Consider the following 22,411-nt stretch of genomic DNA (forward strand, 5'->3'; position numbering starts at 1 on the left):
ACTTTCGTCAGGATGACGGGAGTGGGTGGGCGTGCCGGTGCCTCGCTCCGTCCGTCATCCTGACGAAAGTCAGGATCCAGAGCCCCGAACGCCACCCCGGCCGACGCCCCGCCGGCCGAAGGCACCCCCTCAGACCATCCCCCGATACCGCTCCCGGATCGTCACCTTGTCGATCTTCTCCGTCCCCAGCCGCGGCAGCGGCGCGTCGGCGATCCAGACCCGCTGCGGCACCTTGAACGCCGCGATATGCTGGTGGAGGAACGCGCACAGATCGTCGGGCGTCAGCGTCTCGCCCTCCTGCAGCACCACCACCGCGCCCGGCACCTCGCCGAACCGCTCGTCCGCCAGCCCGAACACCGCCGCCTCCGCCACCGCGGGGTTCTGGTACAGCGCCGCCTCGACCTCCTGGCACGAGATATTCTCGCCGCCGCGGATGATGATGTCCTTCTTGCGGTCGACGATGAACAGATAGCCGTCCTCGTCGAGAAACCCGATATCCCCCGTCCGGAAATAGCCGTCCGCGGTGAACGCCGCCGCGGTCGCCTCGGGCCGGTTCCAATATTCCTTGAAGTTGCACACGCTGCGGATGCCCACCTCGCCGCGCACGCCGACGTCTAGCTTGCGGCCGTCATCGTCGAGGATCGCCAGATCGACCAGCGGCGCGCTCGCCCGCCCCGCCGAATTGGGCTTGGCAATATAATTGCTCCGCCAGTTGCCCGTCCCCACCGCATTGGTCTCGGTCAGCCCGTAACCGATCAGCGGCGCGCTGCCGCCCATCTCCTCGCCCAGCCGCCGGACATGCTCGACCGGCCGCGGCGCGCCCCCTGCGGCGAAGTCGGTCACCGTCGACAGGTCATAGTCGCCGCGATCGGGGTGGTTGAGGATCTCGAAGCTCATCAGCGGCACGCCGACGAAATAGGTCACGCCCTCCGCCTCGATCAGCCGCATCGCCTCGCGCGCATCCCATTTGGGCATCAGCACCAGCTTGCGCCCCATCGCGAAGCTCTGCAGGAACACCGGCACCTCGCCGGTGATGTGGAACAGCGGGATCGTCAGCAGCGTGACCGGCTGGCCGACCGGCGGATTGCCCTGCGCGGTGGCGATGCCGAGCATCATCATCGCCTGCCCCAGATAGTTGAAGATCGCCTGGATGATCGCGCGGTGATCGCACAGCGCGCCCTTCGACTGGCCGGTCGACCCGCTCGTGAACAGGATCGTCGCATGGTCGTCGGGCCCCAGCGGCGGCAGCGCGACGCCGACCGGGTCCTCCTTCAGCAGCACGTCGAGCGCGATTCGCAGCGGCAGCGTATCGTCGATCCCGATCACCGGCGTCGCCAGCCCGGCGATCTGCGCCAGCCGCTTCACGCGCGGCGGATCGGCGAACACCATGTTGCAGTCGACGTCGCGGATCGCCGCCTCCAGCTCGTCCGACTGCCACCAGCCGTTCAGCAAAGTCGCGACCCCGCCGGCCATGATGATGCCCATGTACAGCACGATCCACGACGGCGAATTGCGCATCGCGATGCCGATCCGGTCGCCGCGCTGGATGCCGTGCGCGGACACCAGCGCGCAGGCGACGCGCTCGGCGGCGTCCTCGACCTCGGCGAAGGTCAGCCGCTCGTCGCCTGCGACCAGGAACACCTGGTCGCGGTGCTCGCCGGCATAATGCGCGAAATAGGCGTTGAGCGCGGGCGGCGCGACGGCGATCGTCGGCAGCGTCACGCCGAACCGCTCGATCGATCCGAGCCCGAGCATCCCCCCGGGCGCGGTCAGCGCCGCCATCGTCGAATCCATCGCCGCGTCTAGCTCGGTCCGCATCTCGCTCTCCCATTGCTACGACGACCCCGGTCTTATCGCCTTGGTCTTATCGTCACCGCTCATTATGCAGGCGCGAACGCGTGGGGAAAAGCCATTGATCCTGTCGACCTTAGCCGCCGTAGCCGGCGGCCTGCCTAGCCCCGCTACGGGCCAACATATCCGGTTCGAGGATTTGGGGCTCCACCCCGACGTCTTCTCGATCGGCTTCTTCACGCTGCGCTGGTACAGCCTTGCCTATATCGGCGGGATCCTGCTCGGCTGGTGGTATCTGCTGAAACTGCTCGCCCAGCCCGGCGCACCGATGGCGCGGCGTCATGCCGACGACCTCGTCTTCTACGCGACGCTCGGCATCATCCTCGGCGGGCGGCTCGGCTATGTGCTGTTCTACGCGCCCGAGATGATCCTGCGCCCGTTGCGCATCCTCCGGCTCTGGGATGGCGGCATGTCGTTCCACGGCGGCGTCATCGGCGTGTCGCTCGGGCTGATCCTGTTCGCGCGCAAGCACAAGCTCAACTGGCTGCGCGTCCACGACTATATCGCCTGCTGCGTGCCGTTCGGGCTGTTCTTCGGGCGGCTCGCCAATTTCGTCAACGGCGAGCTCTGGGGCAAGCCGACCGACGTCGCCTGGGGCATCGTCTTCGCGCGCACCGTCCCCTTCGGCATGATCGAGCCCGCCCGCCATCCGAGCCAGCTCTACGAGGCCGGGCTCGAAGGCCTCGCGCTCTTCGCCCTCCTCTGGTTCGCCTTCTGGAAGACCAAGGCGCGCTATGACCCGGGCAAGCTCGTCGGGCTGTTCGTGCTCGGCTACGGCCTCGCGCGCTTCACCGTCGAATTCTTCCGCGAACCCGATTCGCAGCTGCGCGCCTTTGCCGAGAAGACCGGGCTCCACATGGGCCAGTGGCTCTGCGTCCCGATGATCCTCGGCGGCCTCTTCCTGATCCTCACCGCCGCCCGCCGCCGCATCCGCGTCGAATCCATCGCCGGCGCGCAGAGCGTCGCGTAACGGACACCACCCTCACCCTCACCCCGGCGAAGGCCGGGGCCCAGTTGGGAAGGCCCAGGTGACGAGCGTGCTGCCCCGCGTCATCACTGTCTCCCAACTGGGCCCCGGCCTCCGCCGGGGAGGTAGAGAAGTACATGATGACTGACACCACCCCCGACACCGCCCTCCCCGAACGCCTCGCCCGCGCGATCACCCTCGCCGGCCCCGTCCCCGTCGCGCAGTACATGGCCGCCGCCAACGCGCACTATTACGCGACCCGCGACCCGCTCGGCGCGACCGGCGACTTCACCACCGCGCCCGAGATCAGCCAGATGTTCGGCGAGCTCCTCGGCCTGTGGTGCGCCGACCTGTGGGACCGCGCCGGCCGCCCGGACGTCGCCTGGGTCGAGCTCGGCCCCGGCCGCGGCACGCTCGCCGCCGACGCCTTGCGCGCGATGGCCAAGGCCGGCCTTACGCCCCCCGTCCATTTCGTCGAGACCAGCCCCGCGCTCCGCACCGCGCAGGCCGAGCGCGTCCCCGCCGCGACCTGGCACGACGCCATCGACACGCTGCCGACCGATCGCCCGCTGATCGTCGTCGCGAACGAATTCTTCGACGCGCTGCCGATCCGCCAGTTGCTGAAACGCGAGGACGCCTGGCACGAACGCCTCGTCGCCGCGCAGGACCTGCTGTTCCTCCCGATCGCGGGCAAGCCGCTGCCCGACGCCGTCATCCCCGAGCCCTTCCGCAACGCGCCCGCCGGATCGATCCTCGAGACCGCCCCCGCCGCGGTCGGCATCGTTCGCGCGCTCGCCAAACGCCTCGTCGCACAGGGCGGCGCGTTGCTCGCGGTCGATTACGGCTATGAAGGCCCCGCGCTCGGCGACACGCTCCAGGCGGTCCGCGCGCACGCCTTCGCCAACCCGTTCGAATCGCCCGGCGAGCACGACCTGACCGCGCATGTCGATTTCACCACGCTCGCCGCCGCCGCGCAGGCCGATGGCGCGGTCGCCTGGGGCCCCGTCGCACAGCGCGACCTGCTCGGCGGTCTCGGCATCGACACGCGCACGTCAGCACTCGCCAAGGCGTCGCCCGACCGCGCCGAGGCGCTCGCCGCCGACCGCCGCCGGCTGATGGACGACATGGGCAGCCTCTTCAAAGCGCTCGCGATCACGTCGCCCGGCTGGCCCAACCCGGCCGCCTTCGCATGATCACCTATCGCGACGCGCGCCCCGCCGACGGCCCCGCGCTCGCCGCCATGGCGCGCGCGTCGTTCACCGAGACGTTCGGCACGCTCTACCGCCCGCAGGATCTTGCCGCCTTCCTCGACCAGGCGTTCGGACCGCAGGGCCTGCCGTCGCAGATCGGCGACCCCGCCTTCCGCATCCATGTCGCGCTCGACGAGGGTGCGATCATCGGCTTCGCCAAGACCGGCCCGGTCGCTTTCCCCGGCGACTGGCCCGCCACCGCGGTCGAGCTCTACCAGCTCTATGTCCGCGCCGACCAGCACGGCGCCGGCGTCGGCCCCGCGCTGATGGACTGGGCGCTCGCCACCGCGCGCGCCGAGGCCCGGACCGAGATGATCCTCAGCGTCTATGTCGACAACCACCGCGCCCACCGCTTCTACCAGCGCTACGGCTTCACCGAGATCGGCCGCTACGTCTTCATGGTCGGCGAAAAAGCCGACGACGACCGCATCCTCCGCCTGCCCCTGTGACGCGGCGCGTCAAACCCCACCCAACCCCCACCCCGGCGAAGGCCGGGGCCCAGTTGGCACGTCCCCGGTAATGAAGCGCCACCCCCCGTTACAACCGTCCCCCAACTGGGCCCCGGCCTTCGCCGGGGTGGTGCTCGACGACAGACAGGACCCACGCGCATGACCCCCGCCCAGACCCCCACCCCCATCCGCGCAAAATCGCTCGCCCCCATCCCCCACGGCTTCCTCACCCGCACCGGCGGAGTCTCGACCGGTGCCTATGCCAGCCTCAACACCGGCACCGGCTCCGACGACTCCCCCACGGCGATCGCCAAAAACCGCCGCCGCGCGACCGACGCCGTCCTCCCCGCTGCGCAGCTCGTCGGCCTCTACCAGATCCACTCGGCGGAGGCGGTGACGATCACCGCCCCCGTCGACGACACATTCCGCCCGCGCGCCGACGCGCTCGTCACCGACCGCCCCGGGCTCGCGCTCGGCATCCTCACTGCGGACTGTGCGCCCGTCCTGTTCGCCGACAGCGAGGCGGGGATCGTCGGCGCCGCGCATGCCGGCTGGCAGGGCGCGCTCGGCGGCGTCACCGACGCCACCCTGCTCGCGATGGAGGCGATCGGCGCGCGCCGCGACCGGATCGTCGCCGCGGTCGGCCCGTGCATCGCGCGCGCCAGCTACGAGGTCGACACCGGCTTCCTCCGCCGCTTCTGCGAGGCCGATCCCGAGAACGAACGCTTCTTCGCGGATGCCCGCACCGACCATTACCAGTTCGATCTCGAGGCCTATGTCGTCAACCGCCTCGCCGCCGCGGGGGTCGGCCGGGTCGAGGCGCTCGGCCGCGACACCTATGCCGAAGACGACGCCTTCTTCAGCTATCGCCGTGCGACCCATCGCGGCGAACCCACTTATGGTCGCCAGATCAGTATCATCGGCCTCTGACGCCTCCCCAAACCGGCTGCGCATCGCTAGGCTCGCCGCATCGGCCCGCACCAGACGGGTCATGCAGGAGCCCAGAATGTCCGATACCCCGACCCCCACCGGCATGCCCGCCGAGACCGAAGCCGACCTGACCGGCGTCGCCGCGCGCGTCGCCCCCAAGCCCGAGGTCGAGAAGATCGGCGGCCGCAAGCTGAAACCCTCGACGCTGATGATGGGCCATGGTTACGACCCGTCGCTGTCGGAAGGCTCGCTGAAACCCCCGATCTTCCTCACCTCGACCTTCGTCTTCCCCAACGCCGCCGCGGGCAAGCGCCATTTCGAGGGCGTCACCGGCAAGCGTCCGGGCGGTGCCGAGGGCCTCGTCTATTCGCGCTTCAACGGCCCCAACCAGGAGATCCTCGAGGATCGCCTCGGCGTCTGGGAAGAGGCCGAGGACGCGCTCGCCTTCTCGTCCGGCATGTCCGCGATCGCCACCTTGTTCCTCGCGATGGTCAAGCCCGGCGACACGATCGTCCATTCGGGACCGCTCTACGCCGCGACCGAGACGTTGATCGGCCGCGTGCTCGGCAAGTTCGGGGTCAAGTGGCTCGACTTCCCCGCCGGCGCCACGCGCGAGGAGATCGACGCGGTGATGACCGAGGCCGCGACCGGCAATGTCGCGCTCATCTATCTCGAAAGCCCCGCCAACCCGACCAACGCGCTGGTCGATGTCGAGGCGGTCGCCGCCAGCCGCGACGCGATCTTTGGTGACGAGAAGCCGCCGATCGCGATCGACAACACCTTCCTCGGACCGCTCTGGTTCCAGCCGCTCAAGCACGGCGCGGACATCGTCGTCTATTCGCTGACCAAATATGTCGGCGGCCATTCGGATCTCGTCGCGGGCGGCGTGCTCGGCACCAAGGCGCACATCAACACGATCCGGACGATGCGCAACACGATCGGCACGATCACCGATCCCAACACCGCGTGGATGCTGCTGCGCAGCCTCGAGACGCTCGAACTCCGCATGAGCCGCGCGGGCGAGAATGCGGCCAAGGTCTGCGCCTATCTGCGGCATCACCCCAAGGTCGAGCGCGTCGGCTATCTCGGCTTCCTCGCCGACGAGCCCGGCGCCGAGCGTCAGGCCGACATCTATCGCCGCCACTGCACCGGCGGCGGCTCGACCTTCTCGCTCTACCTGAAAGGCGGCGAGCGCGAGAGCTTCGCCTTCCTCGACGCGCTCAAGATCGCCAAACTCGCGGTCTCGCTCGGCGGCACCGAAACGCTCGCCAGCCACCCCGCCGGCATGACTCACCTCTCGGTCCCCGACGCGCGCAAGCAGGCTTTGGGCATCACCGATAACCTGGTGCGCATCTCGATCGGCGTCGAGGATGCCGACGACCTGATCGCCGACTTCACGCAAGCCCTCGAAGCGATCTGAGACTAACCTTGTTCTCCCGCGAAGGCGGGAGCCCAGACTGGGTCCCCGCCTTCGCGGGGAAACACCCGGACTAGGAGCCCCGCCTTCCCCCCGTCATCCTGACGAAAGTCAGGACCCAGAGCCCGGCAAACCCGCCCCCACCGAACACCGGCTGGCCCCCGCGCCCCCCACCCGTTAAAGCGCAACGGATGCCGATCTTCACCCCCATCCCGCAGGACGACTTCGTCGCCGCGATCCACACCCTCGCCGCCCAGCTGCGCGCGGACGCCGACTGGACTCCCGATTTCATCATCGGCATCGGCCGCGGCGGTCTCGTCCCCGCGGTCTTCCTCAGCCACGCGATCGGCCTGCCCACGCTCTCGGTCGACTATTCGAGCCAGGTCGAGGATTTCGCCGACCAGCCGCTCGTCAAGCTCGCCGCGCGCACCCAGTCGGGCGAGCGCCTGCTCTTCCTCGACGACATCAACGACTCCGGCCGCACGATCACGCATCTGCGCACCGCGCTCGCCGCCGCGGGCGCGACGCCCGGCGCGATCCGCTTCGCGACTTTGATCGACAATCTCAGCTCCGCCGAACGCATCGACTACACCGCGCGCACGATCGACCGCCGCGACACCAAGGACTGGTTCGTCTTCCCCTGGGAAGCCGTCGCCCCCGCCACGACGATCGAACACGACGCCGCCGAAGTCCCCGACCGCATCGCCTGACGCGCGGCACCCGCCACCCCTTCCCGTCATCCTGACGAAAGTCAGGATCCAGGGTTACAGGCGCCGCGCTTCACGGCTCTGGCTCCCGACGTCCCTCAGGATAACGGAAGAGGGGCACACAGCCCCCCAAACCTCACCCGTCGCTGGCCCGCTCGATATCCGCACCAACCGCGCTCAGCTTCTCCTCGAGCCGCTCATACCCCCGGTCGAGATGATACACCCGCCCGACCGACGTCTCCCCATCCGCCGCGAGCCCCGCCAGGATCAGGCTCATCGACGCGCGCAGGTCGGTCGCCATCACCGGCGCGCCGACCAGCTTGTCGACGCCGCGCACCACCGCGGTGCGCCCGCGCACCTGGATGTCCGCGCCCATCCGCGCCAGCTCGGGCACGTGCATGTAGCGGTTCTCGAAGATCGTCTCGGTCAGCACGCTCGCGCCGTCCGCCTTGCACAGCATCGCCATGAATTGCGCCTGCATGTCGGTCGCAAAGCCCGGATAGGGCGCGGTCGACAGCGTCAGCGGCTGGAGATGCCCGTCCGACGCGACGCGGATGCCGTCCTTGGTCGGGGTGACGCTCACCCCCGCCTCGACCAGCGCGTCGAGCGTCGCGCCCATGTCCGACGCGGTCACGCCGGTCAGCTCGAGGTCGCCGCCGGTGATCGCCGCGGCGCAGGCATAGCTGCCCGCCTCGATCCGGTCGGGCATCACCGCATAGGTCGCGCCGTGCAGCCGGTCGCGACCCTCGATCGTCAGCGTCTCGGTGCCGATCCCGTCGATCGACGCGCCCATCGCGACGAGGCAGCGGCACAGGTCGACGATCTCGGGCTCGCGCGCGGCATTCTCGATCACGCTGGTCCCGCGCGCGAGCACCGCCGCCATCACGACATTCTCGGTCGCGCCGACCGACACGATCGGGAAGCGATAGCGCCCACCCGTCAGCCGTCCGCCTGGCGCGGTCGCCTTCACATAGCCCGCTGCCATCTCCAGCTCGGCGCCGATCGCCTCGAGCGCGCGCAGATGCAGGTCGATCGGCCGGTTGCCGATCGCGCAGCCGCCGGGCAGCGACACCGTCGCCTCGCCGCCGCGCCCGAGCAGCGGCCCGAGCACGAGGATCGACGCACGCATTTTCCGCACGATGTCGTAGGGCGCCTCGGTCGAGGTCAGGTTGCCCGCGCGGATCGTCATCACCCGCCCGAAATCCTCAGGCCGCGTCCCCTGGATCGCGGTCGACGCGCCCAGCTGGTTGAGCAGATGCCCGAACCCGTCGACGTCGGCCAGCCGCGGCAAATTGCGCAGCGTCAGCGGCTCCTCGGTCAGCAATGCGCAGGGCATCAGCGTGAGCGCGGCGTTCTTCGCGCCGGAAATGGGCAGGCGCCCGGTCAGGCGGTTGCCGCCGCGAATGAGAATACGGTCCATCCCCGGCTGTCTATCGCCCCGCACGATCCGCGCAAGCCCGGCCGCGTGGCGGGCCTGCGTCCGCAGGCGCGCTTGGCGGTCAACCAAATGCGGCTCATACCGGCCCTATTGATCGACTTTAATGCGTAAAATCGGGGGGTTTGCTCTGTGGAGCAACGACGGGGAGCCGATCACAGTGCCGCACAGTTGCTTCGCCGAACGTCTCGGCGATTACATCACCTTGACCGAGAGCGAGACGACGGCACTGACGCGCCTCGAGGAGCGCCCGCGCGACCTGCGCCGCGGCACTATCCTGCTGCGCGAGCACGACCCGATGGCCGAGCTCTTCATCCTCCAGCGCGGCATGGCGATGAGCTATGTCCTGCTCGACGACGGCAGCCGCCAGATCCTGCGCTTCCTGTTTCCCGGCGACATGCTCGCGGTCTCGGCTTTGGTCTATCGCGACTCGCCCGAGACGATCGTCGCGATGACCGACCTGACCGTCTGCCCGTTCGACCGGACGCTGATGGCCGGGCTGCTGACCGAACATCCGCGGCTCGCTGCGGTCATCATGGTGATGAACCAGATGGAAAAGGTCGCGCTGACCGACCGGCTCGCCGCGCTCGGCCGGACCTCGGCCAAGGTCCGCGTCGCTGCGCTGCTGCTCGAGATCCGCAACCGCATCCGGCTGACCGGACAGGCCGCGACCACCGATTTCGCGCTGCCGCTCACGCAGGAGGAGATTGGCGACGCGACCGGGCTGACCGCGGTCCATGTCAACCGCATGCTGCGCCAGCTCGAGGAGGACGGGCTGATCGCGCGCGGTGCTGGCCGCGTGTCGTTCACCGACGAGACCGCGCTGCTGCGTGCCGCCAATTACGTGAACCGGTTCGACGGTCTCGACCTGCGCTGGCTCCCGCCCGCGCGCTGACAACCCTGGCCCGGCGGGGCCCCAGCCCCCGACGCGCCCCTTAAAGCCTCGCGATCAGGCCTTTTCGAGCGTGCACTGCAACGGGTGCTGGTTCTGCTGCGCGAAATCCATCACCTGGCTGACCTTGGTCTCGGCGACCTCGTAGCTGAACGTCCCGCACACGCCGACGCCCTTCTGGTGGACGTGCAGCATCACCCGCGTCGCCGCCTCCATGTCCATGCGGAAGAAGCGCTGCAGGCACAGCACGACGAATTCCATCGGCGTGTAATCGTCGTTGAGCATCAGCACGCGGTACGGCGTCGGCTGCTTGGTGCGCGACCGCGTCTTGGTCGCGATGCCGACATTGCCCCGGTCGTTGCCGCCGGAATCCCCGGTGCCGTCGGAATTCCCGTCTTCGGCACGGATCCCGTCTTCAACACGGCTATAGCGTCGCTCGGTCATCGTCATCGGAACCAGTATTTTCGGTGTCAGCGCCATGACGTGAAAATATGGCACCTGATGGTCGAAGAGCAAGCCCCGCCCGCTAAAAGGGCAACCTATGAGGCCCGGCAAAAGGGCCCGACAAAAGGGCCAGGCACAAGCGACACGCAAAAGGGGCAGGCAAGGGATCCCCTGCCTGCCCCTCCCGTCTCGCGTCGGGCCGGAGGCGGCGCGCGCGGCGCCCGACCCCGGTCACCGGCTCAGTTGGCGATCTTCATCTTCTCGGTCGCGATCGCGACCCGGTTGGACAGAGGCTGCGTGATCTCGCCCGCCATCTTCATCATCATCTCGGTCGAACGCGCGCTGTCCGCGATCAGCGTGTCGAACGCGGTGCGCATGTAATCGCCCTGCAACTTCATGAACTCGGTCGGCGACTTGGCCGCGGCGAGCGTCTTCATCGCCTCGGTCGCGCCCTCGAACGACGCCTTGGCATAGGCCGAAACCTCATGCCCCAGCGTCTCGGCGCCCTTGGCGGCGATCTTCGACGATTCGACGATCGCCTCGATATTGCCCTTGGCGAACGCATTGGCGTCCTCGAACGCGGCCGCGCTCTTCTCCATCGCGCCCTTCGCGCGGGTCGAGAGGTCGGCGAACATTGCCTGGGTCTTTTCGATCGTGCCGGTGTCGAAATTCATCATGCCATCCTTTCCTGTACGCGCCGCTCCGACGGGAACGACGATGTCTGCTGGTGTCGAAACGGGTGTTGCAAGCGGCACCGCGACGCCGGTTACGGCGGGCTGCGCGTCTTCGGTGTTTGCGGGCTGCGCGTCGTCGGACGCGGCGAGCTGCGGCTCGTCGGGGCTTGCGGGCTGCGCGGCGATGTCCGCCGCAGCGATCCCCGCCGCCCCCTCGACCGCAGCGACTGCCGTCTCGGGCACAGTCTCGGGAGGCGCGACGGGCGCGGTCTCGGGCGGTGCGATTTCGAGGGCTTGCACGGCTGCCGGAGCCGGCTCGACGATCGGGGTAGGCTCCGCGACCGGGGCCGTCTCAACCGCCGCGCCCATCTCGGCCGGGGGCAGCGCGACGGGCTTGGCGACTCGCTTGGCTCGCGCCGGCGCGACGGATTTGACCGTCCCGCGATCGCCCGACTTCGAACCAGACCCCCGCATCACATCTGCCCCCGCCTTATCGTGTTGCGTCGCAATATATCACAGTTGCAACGCCCCGACAATCGCCATTGTGCAGTGCAATATATTCCCCGATTCAACGTGTTGGTTAACGGGCGCTCGAGGCGGCCTGCGCTCACCGCATCCGCACATAGTCTCCCGGCGACTCGCCAAGCGCGGGCAGCGCCCCTTCGCCGGGGATCCGCGCCCCCGTCGCCGCGACCGTTTCGTCCCCCATGGCGCGCAGCCACGCGACCCAGTCGGGCCACCAGCTCCCCTTGGTCTCGACCGCCGCGGCGACGAACGCGTCGAGGCTCGAAGGCGCGTCGGTGCTGGCCGGATCCAGCGTCCAATATTGATATTTCCCCGCGGCGGGCGGGTTGACCACGCCGGCGATATGCCCCGACCCCGCCAGCACGAAGCGGACCGGCCCCGACAGCGCGGTCGTCAGCTTCCACACGCTCGCCGCGGGCGCGATATGATCCTCGCGCCCCGCCTGGACATAGGCCGGCGTCGTCACACGGCCGAGGTCGACCGGCGTGCCGTCCACCACCATCGCGCCCGGCTCGACCAGCAGATTGTCGCGGTACAGGTCGGTCAGATAGGCCTTGTGCCATTTCGCCGGCAAATTGGTCGTGTCGCCGTTCCAGTGGAGCAGGTCGAACGGCACATAGTCCTTGCCGAGCAGATAGTTGTTGGTGACGTAGTTCCAGATCAGGTCGCGCCCGCGCAGCAGGTTGAACGTCGCCGCCATGTAGCGCCCGTCGAGAAACCCCTCGGGCGACAGCGTGCCGAGCAGCGCGATCTGCTCGTCGTCGATGAAATGCGCGAGCTCGCCCGCATCCGCGAAATCGACCTGCGCCGTAAAGAACGTCGCGCTCGCGACGCGGTCCGCCTGCCCCCGCGCGCTCAGCACCGCCAGCGTCGCGGCCAGCGTCGTCCCCGCCACGCAATAGCCGATCGTATGCACCGCGGGCACCTCGAGCAGGCTCCGCACCGTCTCGATCGCCTCGATCTGCGCGGCGACATAATCGTCCCAGATCACGTCCTTCATGCTCGCATCCGCGGACTTCCACGACACCATGAAGACGCTCAGGCCCTGCTCGACCGCCCAGCGGATGAAGCTCTTCTCGGGGTTCAGGTCGAGGATGTAGAAGCGGTTGATCCACGGCGGAAAGATCACCAGCGGGGTCGCCTGCACCCGCTCGGTGGTCGGCGCATAGTGGATCAGCTCGTAGAGCGGCGTGCGCAGCACGACCTTGCCCGGCGTCATCGCCAGGTTGCGGCCCAGCTCGAAACTGCCCTGCGCGGTGTGGGTCAGCTGCCCGCGGCCGATGTCCGCCATCATGTTCTGCAGCCCCTGCAACAGGTTGGCGCCGCGCGTCTCGATCGTCTTCTCGATCACCTCGGGATTGGTCAGCGCGAAATTGGTCGGGCTCATCGCGTCGACGAAGCCGCGCGTCGCAAAGCGCAGCTGCTCCTTCTGCCGCGGCTCCAGCCCCTCGACCGCGTCGACGCTGCGCAGCATCTGGTCGCCGATCGTCTGGTAGCTCTGCCGGATCAGGTCGAACACGGGCTCGCGCCACTGCGCCGCCTTGAATCGCTTGTCGGTCGCGGGCCCGGGCTCGGGCTGCGGCGCCGCGCCGCCCCCCGCGGGCACCAGCATCTGCTGCCACAAGGCAAAGCCGTCCCGCCAGAAATCGCGCACCCGCGAAAGCGTCGCCGGATCGTTGAACCCCGGCACCACCATCGCCTCCGGCACCGCCGCATCGAGCGGCGCGGTGATCGCATCGAGCCCCTGCGCCATCATCATCTGCTGCGCGCGCCCCATCACCCAGGTCCAGTGCTGCAGCTCGGCCAGCGTCGGTGCGGCAATCCCCGGCGTCTCGGACATGGGCAACCTCTCCTTTTGCCCAAGCCTAACCCACTCCCCCACCCGGCGAAAGCACCCAGCCATCCTCCCCTTCCGTCATCCCCGCGAAGGCGGGGATCCAGACTGGCAAACGCCGCGACTCATCGGCAAACGCATAGACTATGGATCCCCGCCTCCGCGGGGATGACAAAGGGCGGGCACGCCGCCTCCACCCCCCACCTTTCCCACCAGAACCCAAACGCGGTGGATGACGCCCCCCGCGGCATACGGTACAGCACCCCTTCCTCCAGCTCGGGGCCGATCATGTCCGACGATTTCTACCGCATCAAACGCCTGCCACCCTATGTCATCGCCGAAGTGAACGCGATGCGGGCGGCGGCGCGGGCGGGCGGCGAGGACATTATCGATCTCGGCATGGGCAATCCCGACCTGCCGCCCCCCGATCACGTCATCGCCAAGCTCGTCGAGGTCGCCAGCAAGCCCGGCGCGCACGGCTATTCGCAGTCGCGCGGCATCCCCGGCCTCCGCAAGGCGCAGGCCAATTACTATGGCCGCCGCTTCGGCGTCGACGTCGATCCCGAGACCGAGGTCGTCGTGACGATGGGATCGAAGGAAGGGCTCGCCAGCCTCGCCACCGCGATCACCGCGCCCGGCGACGTCGTGCTCGCGCCCAACCCCTCCTATCCGATCCACACCTTCGGCTTCATCATCGCCGGCGCGACGATCCGCGCGGTGCCGACCACCCCCGACGACGCCTATTTCGAGAGCCTCGAGCGCGCGATGGCGTTCACCGTGCCGCGCCCGTCGATCCTCGTCGTCAACTATCCGTCCAACCCGACCGCGGAAGCCGTCGACCTCGCCTTCTACGAACGGCTCGTCGCGTGGGCGAAGGAGAACAAGGTCTGGATCATCTCCGACCTCGCCTATTCCGAGCTCTATTACGACGGCAATCCGACCCCCTCGATCCTCCAGGTCAAGGGCGCCAAGGACATCGCGATCGAGTTCACCTCGCTCAGCAAGACCTATTCGATGGCGGGCTGGCGGATCGGCTTCGCGGTCGGCAACAAGACGCTGATCGCGGCGATGAGCCGGGTGAAGAGCTATCTCGACTACGGCGCCTTCACCCCGATCCAGGCCGCCGCCTGCGCCGCCCTGAACGGCCCGCAGGACATCGTCGCGCGCAACCGCGAGCTCTATCACAAGCGCCGCGACGTGCTGGTCGAAAGCTTCGGCCGCGCCGGCTGGGACATCCCCTCGCCGCGCGCCTCGATGTTCGCCTGGGCGCCGCTCCCGCCCGCGCTCGCGCATCTCGGCAGCCTCGAATTCACCAAGCAGCTCCTCACCCACGCGCACGTCGCGGTCGCGCCCGGCGTCGGCTATGGCGAGAATGGCGAGGGCTATGTCCGCATCGCGATGGTCGAAAACGAACAACGCCTCCGCCAGGCCGCGCGCAACGTGAAGCGCTACCTCCAGAGCATGGGCGTCAACACCCCCGCCCAGGGCGCCGGCTGACCCGCCGCCCCCAGCCGTCATCCTGACGAACGTCAGGACCCAGAGCCAAGCAGCACTCCGCCCGTGGCTCCGGGTCCCGGATTAAGTCCAGGATGACGGCGGGAAGAGCAGCAGCCCCACCCCAAACCGTCATCCCCGCGCACGCGGGGATCCAGACTGGCGAACGCCCGTGAGTCCAGCAGCACCCGCATAGCCTATGGATCCCCGCCTCCGCGGGGATGACGAAGCGGGTGGCCGCACCCCCCCGAAAGGTTGACGCCACCCCCCGCCCCAGCCATCCCCCAGCCATGACCCGCCCCGGCTTCGCCTTCTCCACCACCCTGCGCGTCCGCTACGCCGAGATCGACGGGCAGAAGATCGTCTTCAACTCGCGCTATCTCGAATATGCCGATGTCGCGATCACCGACTTCTGGGACTGGAGCGGGATCGCCGCCGCGGTGCCCGGCTGGGACGACACCGAATTCAACGTCCGCCGCACGGAGATCGACTATCTCGCGCCCTTCCGCCTCGGCGACACGATCGCGGCGCATGTCCGGATCGAGCGGGTCGGCACGTCGAGCCTCACCAAGCGGATCGAGCTGACGCATGCCGATACCGGCGCGCTCCACACCGTGATCATGATGGTCAGCGTCCATGTCGATCTCGCGACCGGCCGCCCCGCACCCCTGCCGCCCGCGATCCGCGACCATATCGCGCGGCTCGCCACCCCCGCCTGACCGCTCAGTCCTGCGCGCCGATCTCCCCCGGCAGCGCCCAGATCAGCTCGCCCCGGCCCAGCACGCGGCCGTCATGCGCGCGCACCGCGACCTGTTCGATCGGCTGCCGGTCGCGCGCGTCGACCAGGATCGGGAAGGCCGGAATCCGCGTCTCCCACCGCTCGCCCCATTGCCGCAGCGCGATCATCGTCGGCAGCAGCACAAAGCCCTTCTCGGTCAGGCCATAGGCGATCTTGCGGCGATCCTCGGGCAAGGGCCGCCGCGCGAGGATCCCGTGCTCGACCAGCCGCGCGAGCCGGTTCGCCAGGATGTTGCGCGCGATGCCGAGCTCGGCCTGGAATTCCTCGAAATGATGCAGCCCGTTGAACGCCGCGCGCAGGATCAGGAACGACCAGCGCTCCCCCATCGCCTCGAGCGCCGCCGGCAGGCTGCATTCCCGCAGCGGCTCGCGCAAAATCCCCCGCGAAATTCCCCGCGAAATTCCCCGCGAAATTCCCCCCGAAATCCCCATCGTCCCGGCTCCCCCCGACCCCGGTCTAGCCTATAGCATTCCGCCGCGCGATGCGCTCATCGAGTGCGTCTATCACGGTGACCGGACGCTTTTGGTTGCAAAGCAACACGCTGCGGCCCCATCTATGTCGGGTGTTGCGCCAATATGAACTCGTCGATCGAGTCCTCGATTACGATCCCGATGCCGACGAGGCCCTGCTGAACCGCGCCTATGTGTTTTCGATGCAGGCGCACGGGTCGCAGAAGCGTGCGAGCGGCGATCCCTATTTCAGCCATCCGATCGAGGTGGCGGGCATCCTCACCGACCTGCATCTCGATGACGAGACGATCGCCACCGCGATCCTCCACGACACGATCGAGGATACCGTCGCCACGCCCGAGGAGATCACGCGCCTGTTCGGCCCGTCGGTCGCGCGGCTGGTCGACGGCGTCACCAAGCTCAGCAAGATCGAGGCGCAGACCGAGAACGAGCGCGCCGCCGAGAACCTGCGCAAGTTCCTGCTCGCCATGTCCGACGACATCCGCGTGCTGCTGGTGAAGCTCGCCGACCGGCTGCACAACATGCGCACGCTGCATCACATCGCCAAGCCCGAGAAGCGCCGTCGCATCGCCAAGGAGACGATGGACATCTACGCGCCGCTCGCCGAGCGGATCGGCATGTACGAGTTCATGCGCGAGATGCAGACGCTCGCCTTCGAACAGATCGAACCCGAGGCCTCCGAATCGATCAACCGCCGGCTGGAGCAGCTGAAGGACGGCGACGGCAACCGCATCGCCAAGATCGCCTCGGGCCTCAAACTCGTGCTGTCGCGCGCCGGCATCGAGGCGGAGGTCGCGGGGCGCGAGAAGCATCCCTATTCGATCTTCCGCAAGATGTCCGAACGGCACATCAATTTCGAACAATTGTCCGACGTGATGGCGTTCCGCGCGATCGTCCCGACCGAGGCGGACTGCTACGCCGCGCTCGGCATCATCCACCAGCGCTGGCCGATGGTGCCTGGCCGGTTCAAGGATTACATCTCGACGCCCAAGCGCAACGGCTATCGCTCGCTCCACACCAGCGTGATCCATGCCGACAATGCACGTATCGAGATCCAGATCCGGACCGAGGCGATGCACGCCCAGGCCGAATTCGGCCTCGCCGCGCACTGGGCGTACAAGCAGAAGAGCGGCGGCCAGACGATCGGCGGCGGCGAGCATCAGGTCAGCTGGATCCGCGACCTGGTCGAGATCCTCGACACCGCCGAAAGCCCCGAGGAGCTGCTCGAACACACGCGGATGGCGATGTACGCCGACCGCATCTTCGCCTTCACCCCCAAGGGCGAGCTGATCCAGCTGCCCAAGGGCGCGACGCCGATCGACTTCGCCTATGCGGTCCACACCGATCTCGGCGACCAGGCGGTCGGCGCGAAGATCGACGGCCGCGTCGTGCCGCTCTCGACCGTGATCGAAAACGGCAACCAGGTGCAGATCCTGCGCTCGAAGGGCCAGTCGCCGCAACCGCACTGGCTCAACGTCGCGACCACCGGCAAGGCGCTCGCCGCGATCCGCCGCCATCTGCGCCACAAGGAGCGCGTCGAGCAGGAGGCGCTCGGCCGCACGCTGTTCGACGACATCGCCTCGCGCCTCCCAGCCCCGATCGGCCCCGACGCGACCGAGCCCGCGCTCAAGCGGCTCAAATTCGCCGACGAGGGCGCGCTGATGGTCGCGATCGCGCGCCGCACCGTGTCCGACGAACAGGTAATGGAGGCGCTGATGCCCGGCTCGACCGGCGCCGATCTCGGCCATGCGGTCGCCCCGCAGTCGAGCGCGATCTCGATCAAGGGGCTGACGCCGGGCGTCGCCTATGACCTCGCCACCTGCTGCCACCCGGTGCCGGGCGACCGCATCGTCGGGCTGCGCCGCCCCGATGCGGGGATCGAGGTCCATGCGATCGACTGCCGCGTGCTCGCCGAACTCGCTGAGCGGACCGAGAACGAGACCGACTGGGTCGACGTCGCCTGGGGCGAAAAGACCGAAGGCGCGGTCGCGCGCATCTCGGTGATGGTCAAGAACGAGCCCGGCTCGCTCGGCGTGGTCGCGTCGATCATCGGCACGCACATGGCCAACATCATCAACCTCCGCCTCGACACGCGCGACACCAGCTTCCACACCAACGAGATCGACGTCGAGGTCCACGACATCCAGCAACTCATGCGCCTCATGGCCGGCCTCCGCGCCGCCGACGCCGTCAACACCGTCGAACGCGTGTAGGGGAAAGCGGCCCGCCCCCCGCGCCGTCCGCCGTCCTCCCCGTCCCGCCATCCCCCCTTTCCGTCATCCCCCGTTCCGTCGTCCCCCGCCCCATCCTCCCCCTTTCCGTCATCCCGACGAAAGTCGGGACCCAGAGCCCAGCAACACCACCGCCCGCGGCTCTGGGTCCCGGGTCAAGCCCGGGATGACGGAAGGGAGCCCACACCCCCTCCCCGTCATCCCCGCGCAGGCGGGGATCCAGACTGGCGAACGCCCGCGATCCGGCAGCACCCGCATAGGCTATGGATCCCCGCCTCCGCGGGAATGACGACGCGGCAGGACACGCCCCGCACCCCCCACACGCCCCCCCCCCGCTTGCCCCGCACAATTCCCCGGCTACTATCCCCCCAACACCCCGGGGGACCATCACATGAACCGTCGCGCCTTCCTCTCGTCCGCGAGCATGCTCGCCACGCTCGCCCTCGTCCCCCGCGCCGCCCTCGCCGCCGGCGCCACCCCCGGCGACGCGAAGCTCGACGCGCTCCTCACCTCGATCTTCGACGCGAACCTCAAATACGCCCCCGAATTCGCCACCCAGCTCGGGCTCGACAAGGGCGCCAACGCCGCGCTGAAAAGCCGGCTCGGCGATTACACCCCCGGCGCGGTCAGGGCGAACCTCGCGCGCACCACCCGCACGATCGCGCAGATCGAGGCCGTGCCCCCCGCCACCCTCTCCGACGCCGGCCGCCTCAACCGCGAGGTCGTGCTCTATTCGCAAAACCAGCAGCGGACCGCCGCCGAAAAATTCGGGCTCGGCTCCCCCACCAACCCCTATGTCATCAGCCAGCAGGACGGCGCCTATTTCGACGTCCCCGACTTCCTCGACAGCGCGCACGTCATCACGACCGCCGCGGACGCCGACGCCTATTGCGCGCGCCTCGACGCGTTCGCGACCGCGCTCGACGGCGACACCGCGACGCAGGCCGAGCGCGCGAAACGCGGCCTCGTCGCCCCCGGTTTCTCGCTCGACCTCGCGCTCGGCCAGATGGCGGCGCTGCGCGCCCCCGCGCCCGCGCAGAGCGGCCTCGTCACCTCGGTCGCGACGCGCACCAGGGCCGCGGGGCTGACCGGCGACTGGGACCGCCGCGCCACCGCGCTCGTGACAGACAAGGTCTATCCCGCGCTCGACCGTCAGATCGCGCTGGTCAAGCAGCTCCGGACCACGGCCCGCGCCGAGGCCGGGCTCTGGGCGGTCCCCGGCGGCGACGCGATCTACGCCGCCGCGCTCGCCCAGGCGACCACCACCAACTTCACCCCCGACGAGGTCCACAAGCTCGGCCTCGACCAGGTCGCGCAGATCGGCGCCGAACTCGACACCATCCTCAAGGCGCAAGGCCTGACCAAGGGCAGCATCGGCGCACGCCTCGCCGCCTTCAACGCCACCCCGGCACAGCTCTATCCCGACACGCCCGCCGGCCGCACCGACCTCATCGCCGGGCTCAACACCGGGCTCGCCGCGATGCAGGCCAAGCTCCCCCAGGCGTTCATAAACCCGCCGTCCGCCCCGCTCCAGATCCGCGCGGTCCCGACCGATATCCAGGACGGCGCCTCGAACGGCTATTACCGGCTCGCCGCGCTCGACGGCTCGCGCCCCGCCATCTACTTCATCAACCTGAAAAGCGTCGCCGACTGGCCCAAATACACGCTCCCCTCGCTCACCTATCACGAGGGCGTGCCGGGGCATCATCTCCAGCTCAGCCTCGTCGCCGGGCTCGACACGCCGCTGCTGCGCAAATTCTCGTTCTTCGGCGCCTATGTCGAGGGCTGGGCGCTCTATGCCGAACAGCTCGCCGACGAGCTCGGCGGCTATGCCGGCGGGATCGAACGCGCCGGCTATCTCCAGTCCTTCCTCTTCCGCGCGGCGCGCCTCGTCGCCGACACCGGCCTCCACACCAAGCGCTGGACGCGCGAACAGGCTACCGACTATTTCGTCGACACCGTCGGCTTCGCCCGCCCCCGCTCGCAGCGCGAGATCGAGCGCTACTGCACATTGCCCGGCCAGGCCTGCAGCTACAAGCTCGGCCACATCAGCTGGCTCCGCGCCCGCGACACCGCGAAGAAGATTTTGGGCGACAAATTCGACGTGAAGCAGTTCCACGAAGTCCTGCGCGACGGCGCCGTCCCCCTCACGATCCTCGAACGCCTCGTCGAAGCCCGCGCGACCGCGCTGGCCAAGGCCTGACGCATAATCCTCCCCCAAGAACAAACGATGACGCCGCGCGCGGGGGCGGCTAGAGAGCGGGGATGCACCGTCCCGCGCTCTCCGTCGTCGTCCCCTGCTACAACGAGGCCGCCTGCCTCGACCTCCTCCACGCGCGCATATCGGGCGCGGCGCAGAGCGCGGTCGGCGAGGATTACGAGATCGTCCTCATCAACGACGGCTCGCGCGACGACAGCTGGTCGGTGATGCAGCGTCTCGCCGCCGCCGATCCGCGGCTCGTCGCGATCAACCTGTCGCGCAACCACGGGCATCAGCTCGCGCTCACCGCCGGGCTCGACCTGTGCGCGGGCGAACAGATCCTGATCATCGACGCCGATCTCCAGGATCCCCCCGAGCTCCTCCCCCAGATGCGCGCCGCGATGGCCGAGCAGCAGGCCGACGTCGTCTACGCGGTCCGCCGCCAGCGCGCGGGCGAGACCGTGTTCAAGAAAGCCACCGCCGCCGCCTTCTACCGGCTGCTGACCAAGATGACCGACACGCCGATCCCGGTCGACACCGGCGATTTCCGGCTGATGAGCCGGCGCGCATTGGACGCGTTCCTGTCGCTCCCCGAACAGGCGCGCTTCATCCGCGGCATGGTCGCCTGGATCGGCTTCCGCCAGATCCCCTTCGCCTATGACCGCGCCGAGCGGCATGCGGGCGAGACCAACTATCCGCTCGCCAAGATGATGCGCCTCGCCTTCGACGCGGTCACCGGCTTCTCGACCGCCCCGTTGCGCTTCGCCAGCCACGCCGGCCTCGCGCTCACCGGCGTCTCGCTGCTGCTGTTCGTCTACATCGCGATCGGCTGGCTCTCGGGCAGCGCGGTGCAGGGCTGGACCTCGACGATGCTGGTGACGGTGTTTTTGGGCGCAGTGCAGATGTTCGTGCTCGGCATGATCGGCGAATATCTCGGCCGGCTGTACGTCGAATCCAAACGCCGCCCCCTCTACATCGTCGCCGACATCGCCGGCCCGATCCAGGGCAAGGCCACGCTGGGCTTCCGCGCCGAACCGACCGAAACCCCCGTTACTTAAAAAAGCCCCTCCCTTCAGGGGAGGGGTTGGGGTGGGGCCCCACCCCGCAAGCACCGGCTCGCAAAGTCCCCGTTCGTGCTGAGCGAAGTCGAAGCACCCCCCGGCACGCACCCTACACCTGAGCCCCCACCCCGACGAAGGCCGGGGCCCAGGTGGGAAAGCCAGAGTAACGAAGCGCAACGCCCGTCAGCACCGTCCCCCAACTGGACCCCGGCCTACGCCGGGGAGGAATTGGCGAGACGTCACGGGCGAACCACACCCAACCGCAGCACCGCCCCCACCCCCCGTTCGTGCTGAGCGAAGTCGAAGCACCCCCCGGCACTCACCCTAAAACTTGAGCCCCCACCCCGGCGAAGGCCGGGGCCCAGCTGGGAAAGCCAGAGTAACGAAGCGCAACGCCCGTCAGCACCGTCTCCCAACTCGACCCCGGCCTCCGCCGGGGAGGAATTGGCGAGACGTCACGGGCGAACCACACCCAACCGCAGCACCGCCCCCACCCCCGTTCGTGCTGAGCGAAGTCGAAGCACCGCCCGGCACGCACCCTTCACCTGAGCCCCCTCCCCGGCGAAGGCCGGGGCCCAGATGGGAAAGCCAGAGTAACCAAGCGCAACGCCCGTCAGCACCGTCCCCCAACTGGACCCCGGCCTCCGCCGGGGAGGAATTGGAGAGACGTCACGTGCGAACCAAACCCAACCGCAGCACCACCCCCCCGTTCGTGCTGAGCGAAGTCGAAGCACCGCCCCCACGGCACCCACCCTTCGACTGCGCTCAGGGCAAACGAACA

18 protein-coding genes are annotated in these 22,411 nt (G+C 68.8%); 12 read left to right on the plus strand and 6 right to left on the minus strand.

Going from position 1 to position 22,411, the window contains the following annotated elements:
* Nucleotides 1–129: 129 nt before the first annotated feature.
* Entirely contained in the window at nt 130–1,818 is a 1,689-nt protein-coding gene (locus C8J24_RS04925; protein WP_208620911.1) for a class I adenylate-forming enzyme family protein, read from the minus strand.
* Nucleotides 1,819–1,912: 94 nt separating this feature from the next.
* On the opposite strand from C8J24_RS04925, the gene lgt reads away from it, so the two are divergent.
* The 6 genes from lgt to C8J24_RS04955 all read left to right on the plus strand — a co-directional run bounded on the left by lgt (nt 1,913) and on the right by C8J24_RS04955 (nt 7,574).
* Nucleotides 1,913–2,821: a prolipoprotein diacylglyceryl transferase gene (lgt, locus tag C8J24_RS04930; RefSeq protein ID WP_056407438.1), complete on the plus strand. Its 909-nt coding sequence runs from the start codon at nt 1,913–1,915 to the stop codon at nt 2,819–2,821.
* A 137-nt stretch (nt 2,822–2,958) separates the two neighbouring features.
* Complete coding sequence (locus C8J24_RS04935; RefSeq protein ID WP_107930710.1) at nt 2,959–4,011, plus strand: class I SAM-dependent methyltransferase; 1,053 nt, start codon at nt 2,959–2,961, stop codon at nt 4,009–4,011.
* Nucleotides 4,008–4,517 (plus strand): GNAT family N-acetyltransferase, encoded by a 510-nt coding sequence (locus C8J24_RS04940; protein ID WP_107930712.1) that lies wholly within the window; start codon nt 4,008–4,010, stop codon nt 4,515–4,517. Before C8J24_RS04935 ends, C8J24_RS04940 begins: the two co-directional genes overlap by 4 nt.
* A gap of 159 nt (nt 4,518–4,676) precedes the next feature.
* The gene (gene pgeF, locus C8J24_RS04945) at nt 4,677–5,447 is read left to right on the plus strand and encodes a peptidoglycan editing factor PgeF (RefSeq protein ID WP_107930714.1); all 771 of its coding nucleotides are present in this window, start codon (nt 4,677–4,679) and stop codon (nt 5,445–5,447) included.
* A gap of 76 nt (nt 5,448–5,523) precedes the next feature.
* A complete protein-coding gene (locus C8J24_RS04950; protein ID WP_373928262.1) occupies nt 5,524–6,867 on the plus strand; it encodes a cystathionine gamma-synthase family protein in 1,344 nt (447 codons plus the stop codon).
* Between the two features lie 188 nt (nt 6,868–7,055).
* Nucleotides 7,056–7,574, plus strand: a complete 519-nt coding sequence (locus tag C8J24_RS04955; protein ID WP_031440516.1) for a phosphoribosyltransferase — start codon at nt 7,056–7,058, stop codon at nt 7,572–7,574.
* Between the two features lie 133 nt (nt 7,575–7,707).
* Here C8J24_RS04955 and murA read toward each other — a convergent pair whose 3' ends face one another.
* A complete protein-coding gene (murA, locus tag C8J24_RS04960) occupies nt 7,708–8,991 on the minus strand; it encodes a UDP-N-acetylglucosamine 1-carboxyvinyltransferase (RefSeq protein ID WP_031440515.1) in 1,284 nt (427 codons plus the stop codon).
* Nucleotides 8,992–9,112: 121 nt separating this feature from the next.
* On the opposite strand from murA, the gene C8J24_RS04965 reads away from it, so the two are divergent.
* Entirely contained in the window at nt 9,113–9,901 is a 789-nt protein-coding gene (locus C8J24_RS04965) for a Crp/Fnr family transcriptional regulator (protein ID WP_081874263.1), read from the plus strand.
* A 54-nt stretch (nt 9,902–9,955) separates the two neighbouring features.
* On the opposite strand, the gene clpS is transcribed toward C8J24_RS04965, so the two are convergent.
* The 3 genes from clpS to C8J24_RS04980 form a co-directional block, all read right to left on the minus strand.
* A complete protein-coding gene (gene clpS, locus C8J24_RS04970; RefSeq protein WP_056407432.1) occupies nt 9,956–10,342 on the minus strand; it encodes an ATP-dependent Clp protease adapter ClpS in 387 nt (128 codons plus the stop codon).
* A gap of 239 nt (nt 10,343–10,581) precedes the next feature.
* Nucleotides 10,582–11,490, minus strand: coding sequence for a phasin family protein (locus C8J24_RS04975; protein WP_107930717.1), 909 nt, complete (start codon nt 11,488–11,490; stop codon nt 10,582–10,584).
* A gap of 133 nt (nt 11,491–11,623) precedes the next feature.
* On the minus strand, nt 11,624–13,381 hold the full coding sequence (locus tag C8J24_RS04980) for a PHA/PHB synthase family protein (protein WP_107930719.1): 1,758 nt from the start codon (nt 13,379–13,381) through the stop codon (nt 11,624–11,626).
* 282 nt (nt 13,382–13,663) lie between these two features.
* Between C8J24_RS04980 and C8J24_RS04985 the strand changes: the two genes are divergently transcribed.
* Nucleotides 13,664–14,872: an LL-diaminopimelate aminotransferase gene (locus C8J24_RS04985; RefSeq protein WP_107930721.1), complete on the plus strand. Its 1,209-nt coding sequence runs from the start codon at nt 13,664–13,666 to the stop codon at nt 14,870–14,872.
* Nucleotides 14,873–15,159: 287 nt separating this feature from the next.
* Nucleotides 15,160–15,588: an acyl-CoA thioesterase gene (locus tag C8J24_RS04990; protein ID WP_107930724.1), complete on the plus strand. Its 429-nt coding sequence runs from the start codon at nt 15,160–15,162 to the stop codon at nt 15,586–15,588.
* A 4-nt stretch (nt 15,589–15,592) separates the two neighbouring features.
* Here C8J24_RS04990 and C8J24_RS04995 read toward each other — a convergent pair whose 3' ends face one another.
* Nucleotides 15,593–15,994 (minus strand): winged helix-turn-helix transcriptional regulator, encoded by a 402-nt coding sequence (locus C8J24_RS04995; protein ID WP_244180530.1) that lies wholly within the window; start codon nt 15,992–15,994, stop codon nt 15,593–15,595.
* A 236-nt stretch (nt 15,995–16,230) separates the two neighbouring features.
* On the opposite strand from C8J24_RS04995, the gene C8J24_RS05000 reads away from it, so the two are divergent.
* From C8J24_RS05000 to C8J24_RS05010, 3 genes are all read left to right on the plus strand, one after another.
* Nucleotides 16,231–18,351 (plus strand): RelA/SpoT family protein, encoded by a 2,121-nt coding sequence (locus C8J24_RS05000; protein ID WP_031394869.1) that lies wholly within the window; start codon nt 16,231–16,233, stop codon nt 18,349–18,351.
* 409 nt (nt 18,352–18,760) lie between these two features.
* A complete protein-coding gene (locus tag C8J24_RS05005) occupies nt 18,761–20,572 on the plus strand; it encodes a DUF885 domain-containing protein (RefSeq protein WP_107930728.1) in 1,812 nt (603 codons plus the stop codon).
* A 62-nt stretch (nt 20,573–20,634) separates the two neighbouring features.
* A complete protein-coding gene (locus tag C8J24_RS05010; protein ID WP_107930730.1) occupies nt 20,635–21,627 on the plus strand; it encodes a glycosyltransferase family 2 protein in 993 nt (330 codons plus the stop codon).
* The last annotated feature ends 784 nt before the right edge of the window (nt 21,628–22,411 follow it).

Source organism: Sphingomonas aerolata, assembly GCF_003046295.1.
Taxonomy (GTDB): Bacteria; Pseudomonadota; Alphaproteobacteria; order Sphingomonadales; family Sphingomonadaceae; genus Sphingomonas; species Sphingomonas aerolata.

Excerpts from the sequence above, each read along its gene's own strand:
- C8J24_RS05005 (WP_107930728.1), top strand. The coding sequence starts at position 18,761 with ATGAACCGTCGCGCCTTCCTCTCGTCCGCGAGCATGCTCGCCACGCTC.
- C8J24_RS04985 (WP_107930721.1), top strand. The coding sequence starts at position 13,664 with ATGTCCGACGATTTCTACCGCATCAAACGCCTGCCACCCTATGTCATC.
- C8J24_RS04990 (WP_107930724.1), top strand. The coding sequence starts at position 15,160 with ATGACCCGCCCCGGCTTCGCCTTCTCCACCACCCTGCGCGTCCGCTAC.
- C8J24_RS04955 (WP_031440516.1), top strand. The coding sequence starts at position 7,056 with ATGCCGATCTTCACCCCCATCCCGCAGGACGACTTCGTCGCCGCGATC.
- clpS (WP_056407432.1), bottom strand. The coding sequence starts at position 10,342 with ATGACCGAGCGACGCTATAGCCGTGTTGAAGACGGGATCCGTGCCGAA.
- C8J24_RS04995 (WP_244180530.1), bottom strand. The coding sequence starts at position 15,994 with ATGGGGGAGCGCTGGTCGTTCCTGATCCTGCGCGCGGCGTTCAACGGG.
- C8J24_RS04980 (WP_107930719.1), bottom strand. The coding sequence starts at position 13,381 with ATGTCCGAGACGCCGGGGATTGCCGCACCGACGCTGGCCGAGCTGCAG.
- C8J24_RS05010 (WP_107930730.1), top strand. The coding sequence starts at position 20,635 with ATGCACCGTCCCGCGCTCTCCGTCGTCGTCCCCTGCTACAACGAGGCC.
- C8J24_RS04950 (WP_373928262.1), top strand. The coding sequence starts at position 5,524 with ATGTCCGATACCCCGACCCCCACCGGCATGCCCGCCGAGACCGAAGCC.
- C8J24_RS04935 (WP_107930710.1), top strand. The coding sequence starts at position 2,959 with ATGACTGACACCACCCCCGACACCGCCCTCCCCGAACGCCTCGCCCGC.
- C8J24_RS04965 (WP_081874263.1), top strand. The coding sequence starts at position 9,113 with ATGCGTAAAATCGGGGGGTTTGCTCTGTGGAGCAACGACGGGGAGCCG.
- pgeF (WP_107930714.1), top strand. The coding sequence starts at position 4,677 with ATGACCCCCGCCCAGACCCCCACCCCCATCCGCGCAAAATCGCTCGCC.
- C8J24_RS04925 (WP_208620911.1), bottom strand. The coding sequence starts at position 1,818 with ATGCGGACCGAGCTAGACGCGGCGATGGATTCGACGATGGCGGCGCTG.
- C8J24_RS04940 (WP_107930712.1), top strand. The coding sequence starts at position 4,008 with ATGATCACCTATCGCGACGCGCGCCCCGCCGACGGCCCCGCGCTCGCC.
- C8J24_RS04975 (WP_107930717.1), bottom strand. The coding sequence starts at position 11,490 with ATGCGGGGGTCTGGTTCGAAGTCGGGCGATCGCGGGACGGTCAAATCC.
- murA (WP_031440515.1), bottom strand. The coding sequence starts at position 8,991 with ATGGACCGTATTCTCATTCGCGGCGGCAACCGCCTGACCGGGCGCCTG.